Raw genomic sequence first — 3666 nt, 5'->3', positions numbered from 1 at the left:
TACAGGCCGTAATCATGCCCTCTGTCGCGCTCTCGCCGCGCCTCCCACTCCTGCTCCCATTCGTGCGCTTTGCGTTCCTCGACCAGCGTCACCGTTCTTTGAGCAACGCGTTCACCTGTTGCACTAAGCTCGTAGTTTGCTCGGTCTGAGTGTTGAAGGACCGCAGCAACTGCGCTTGAAAATGCTCGATCTCGCTCTGCTTCTGTTCGATCTTGTCCAGGCGCTTTTGCACGTTCCCGTACAAAGCTTGCAGCTGCTTCGATGTGGCCTCTGACGCTTCGAGTGAGGTCTCGGAGGTGCTCACCAATGTTTCGAATTGTGCGAGCAGCGCCCGCTCGAAGGCTGTCAGTTGGTTCATGGCTCAGCTCCCACTCGGCAGTTTGAGGCACAGAAACGGCTGCTCCCCTTGGCAGATCATCGGTTCGGTCCCGTCGGGCAGCATCAGGTAGCTCTGCCCCCCGCTCCTGAAGATTGGAAACAGGTCCGGCGCGGGGCTCATCCAGTGCCAGACTGACAAGCCCGCGATCACTAGCCAGGTCACGATCAGCGCCACCCACCACCAGCGCGCGGTCCAACGAATGATCTCCAACTCGTCGGCCACCATCATGCTCGTGTCTAGGATATCGCTGTGCATGGTGCGCAGCGCGGCTTCGGATTGTTGCCTCAAGCTGCTCGCGAGCCGCGTCAGCTCGGCCGAGGTCAATGCCTCGATCTCGGCTGTCTGGCTCGACAGCCGCTGTTGCAACCGCGCGGTCAAGCTCTCGGTCATAGGTCCATTCCTTTTCGTAGATCCTGCCCTTCATGCGGAATTTCTCGCCGCTGTCCGGGTCGTGGACGGTCAGGTAGTCCTTGCCCTGCCGGGGGACCTGCAAACCCGCCTCCTGCAAGGCCAGGACCATGCTGCCGCGATCCGTGACCCTCTCAGCCGCCACAAGGGCCGTCAGGTAGGCATGAATGCCTTCCCGGCCTTCACGGAGCCGGAAACCGTCATCGGCCCTCTCCGGCGCTCTGTGAAGCTCTGTGGCCCGCTCGGTGTCGTCGGGACGCGCCCAGCCCTGGGACCAGTTCAGCGTGTCCCGCAGCGGCGCATAGGACCGCTCCCATCCGGGGGGCGCCACGTTCAGCGCCTTGCCGGTATTCAGCTCCATCCGGGGCGTCACGAAGTGCAGCTCCACCCGCCCGCCCTCGGTGTGCTGATGGCGCACCCACGTGATGTCGTATTGCTCCGGGTCCATCCCTGCAAAGGCCAGACGCTCGAAGGCGTCCATGGCCTCCTCCTGCTGGTCCTTGCTGGGCGCATCCTCCAGGGCGAAGGACAGCACCCCGTGCGTGTAGCTCCATTTGCGCTCGATGCTGTCGATCAACTCGCGGGTCCGATCCATGTCGCCCCGCACCACCTCGGGCGGCGCATGGCCGCGTCCCTCACGGTCTGCAGCGGTCAGATAGGCGGCAATCTCGGCCCCGCCCCCGCGGCCCCCGCCCGTGAACTTAATCAGCATCGGCGGGCCGCTCATGCGCCGCCCGCAAGGCGGAAAGCTCCCGATCGATCTCGATCAGCCGCATCAGCAGCGCCGCAGCCGGCACTGGCCTGCGCCGGTTCGCGGCGCGGGCCAGCTGGTTGAGGTTGTTCCCCATCCGCGCCAGCTCCCGCAGCAGGTCGGGATCGACCTTCGGGGGTTCGCGCCGCTTCCGCAGGCGCTGACCCCCAAGGGCGAAGCGCACCAGTTCCGACAGCGAAACCCCCTTGTTCTCAGCAATAGCCTGCCATCGCTGCTTTTCCTCCGGTGTCGTTCGGATCTCGATCCTCATGGAAAACAGCCTCTCGGGGGGGTGCAGGGACGAGGCTCTTGCCGAGGTTCAGGGGCAGGCCCCTTCCGGCACGCCGGATCGGGGGATTGAAGGGGGCCTGAGGCCCCCTCACAAGCGCGAAGGACGGACACGCAGTGTCCGGACAAGAGTATGCTTGCGTAGCAAGAAATAAATAGCAAAGGGCCTGCCCTTTCAAGATCGGATTGTTTGGCGTCTTTCTGAATCTATCGATCCTGGCACTTCCTGCCTAATCTCTTTGGCTAGAGTTGAAGACCAGTTTCGGCCCTCTCTTGTTCATCAGCCTTTCTTAGATTCTTAGGATACATGGATACGCTAGTGCATTTTGGCCGTTTCAGCCTTGTTATGCTGGCAAAAATGGAAATTGACAGTTACCTCACAGGTAACTAAAGTTACCTCACAGGTAACTGTCGAGGTGTCGAATGAGCAGAATTCCCATCTATGAGCTGCGCCGTATGGGGGTATCTCAGGAAGACATAGAAATTGCCCAAAAGACCCAAGAAGCGCAGCGGCGCACTGGATCGCCTGTGCAATCGATTGGCGTCATTGTCGGAGCTGTCCAGCAGCGCGCCAGGCACAATCCGAACCTGCCTGTCGACCTTTCCGACCGGGCCATGCGAAAGCGTGGAACTTACGACCAAGCGGCGCTCTTGGCGGATCAGGCTGCCTTGCAGGAGAAAAGCCCGGAACGTGCTATGATGGCTCGTCAGGCGTCAAAGACGCTGAAAGAACTCAGTGCCGCGCAGCAGCTCGAATATGATTTCTTCGGAGGGGGCAACGTGTCCATCGCATTCCAGTATCAGGACGCCGTAACCGAACGTCTGTTTGAGGCGGCAAAGACCCCTGCACAGGCCAAAGAAGCTTTGTCGATCCTTTGGACGATCTGCCGCTACCTAGGATGGCAAACCTACGAATGCACGAAGACCGCCGCTGACCTTTGCGAGCTTACGCGGACAAAGCCCCCTCATATGGCTGACGCTCTCAAACTGTTGGAGCAGGTCGGAGCCATTCATCGGGTTAAAAGGGGCCGCACTAAGATCATCACTGTGACACCGGAAGGGGCGTTCCGAGGGAAGGTCAGCGCTCACGCCCAAACTGTCGAACGCTACAGGCTCGGCGTCATTGAGGGTGGCAAGTCTGAGGATTGAGCAAGCTGTCAACCGTTAGGAGGGTAGGGTCGTAGGAATCACATGAAAGGAAACATCATGAGAATTCCTGTATCTCAGCTCACCCTTCTCTCTGTTGCTTACAAGGAGGAACAGTGGCGCAAATTGGCAGCAATTTCTCTCTGGGGTATGCCTTATCCACCAACACTACTTGGCACAGTCCAACCTCAAACCATTCTTGGTGCAGATCAGACAGTCCTCGGCGGAACATGGCGTAAAAAAACTCTTCTAGGTGAGTAAGAGACCCTTGCTTCCAAGCCCAAGAACTAAAGAGGACATGCAAAGTGGACCCTAGAAGAAAAATAGACGAAAAATGGCAGCGTCTGGAAACAGGCAAAGTCCCATTTATTGAATCGTACCGAGAAATTGTTCTTGAGGAACAGCCTATCGGTCAGCCGATTGAGCGTGAAATAATTGTTCTAAGGATCAACAAAGCTTCGCTTAAGCTGAACCTATTCCTTGGTAGTTTTATCCTAATTTTAGTGGTTTTTACGGTGTTTCAAAGTTAATTAATTCATGTTTCCCATTCGGATCAGAGCGGACGCATTACAGGCCGTAATCATGCCCTCTGTCGCGCTCTCGCCGCGCCTCCCACTCCTGCTCCCATTCGTGCGCTTTGCGTTCCTCGACCAGCGTCACCGTTCTTTGAGCAACGCGTTCACCTGTTGCACTA

The 3666-nt window shown here is 58.2% G+C and carries 4 protein-coding genes; 2 read left to right on the top strand and 2 right to left on the bottom strand.

Features of this window, described 5'->3' with window-relative positions:
- Together ACFQDM_RS13425 and ACFQDM_RS13420 are read right to left on the bottom strand one after the other, a co-directional pair.
- A partial coding sequence (locus ACFQDM_RS13425; protein WP_377379854.1) for a relaxase/mobilization nuclease domain-containing protein occupies window positions 1-1499 on the bottom strand: 1499 nt, incomplete at its 3' end.
- Window positions 1489-1809, bottom strand: coding sequence for a MobC family plasmid mobilization relaxosome protein (locus ACFQDM_RS13420; protein WP_377379852.1), 321 nt, complete (start codon window positions 1807-1809; stop codon window positions 1489-1491). The genes ACFQDM_RS13420 and ACFQDM_RS13425, both read right to left, overlap by 11 nt.
- A gap of 440 nt (window positions 1810-2249) precedes the next feature.
- Here ACFQDM_RS13420 and ACFQDM_RS13415 point away from each other — a divergent pair, with 440 nt between their 5' ends.
- Complete coding sequence (locus ACFQDM_RS13415) at window positions 2250-2975, top strand: ArsR family transcriptional regulator (RefSeq protein ID WP_377379851.1); 726 nt, start codon at window positions 2250-2252, stop codon at window positions 2973-2975.
- Between the two features lie 57 nt (window positions 2976-3032).
- Window positions 3033-3233, top strand: a complete 201-nt coding sequence (locus ACFQDM_RS13410) for a hypothetical protein (RefSeq protein WP_377379849.1) — start codon at window positions 3033-3035, stop codon at window positions 3231-3233.
- Window positions 3234-3666 lie beyond the last annotated feature (433 nt).

Source organism: Ponticaulis profundi, from assembly GCF_042659465.1.
Lineage (GTDB): Bacteria > Pseudomonadota > Alphaproteobacteria > Caulobacterales > Hyphomonadaceae > Ponticaulis > Ponticaulis profundi.
This window is presented reverse-complemented; position numbering and strand designations above follow the sequence as displayed.

Excerpts from the sequence above, each read along its gene's own strand:
- ACFQDM_RS13420 (WP_377379852.1), bottom strand. The coding sequence starts at position 1,809 with ATGAGGATCGAGATCCGAACGACACCGGAGGAAAAGCAGCGATGGCAG.
- ACFQDM_RS13415 (WP_377379851.1), top strand. The coding sequence starts at position 2,250 with ATGAGCAGAATTCCCATCTATGAGCTGCGCCGTATGGGGGTATCTCAG.
- ACFQDM_RS13410 (WP_377379849.1), top strand. The coding sequence starts at position 3,033 with ATGAGAATTCCTGTATCTCAGCTCACCCTTCTCTCTGTTGCTTACAAG.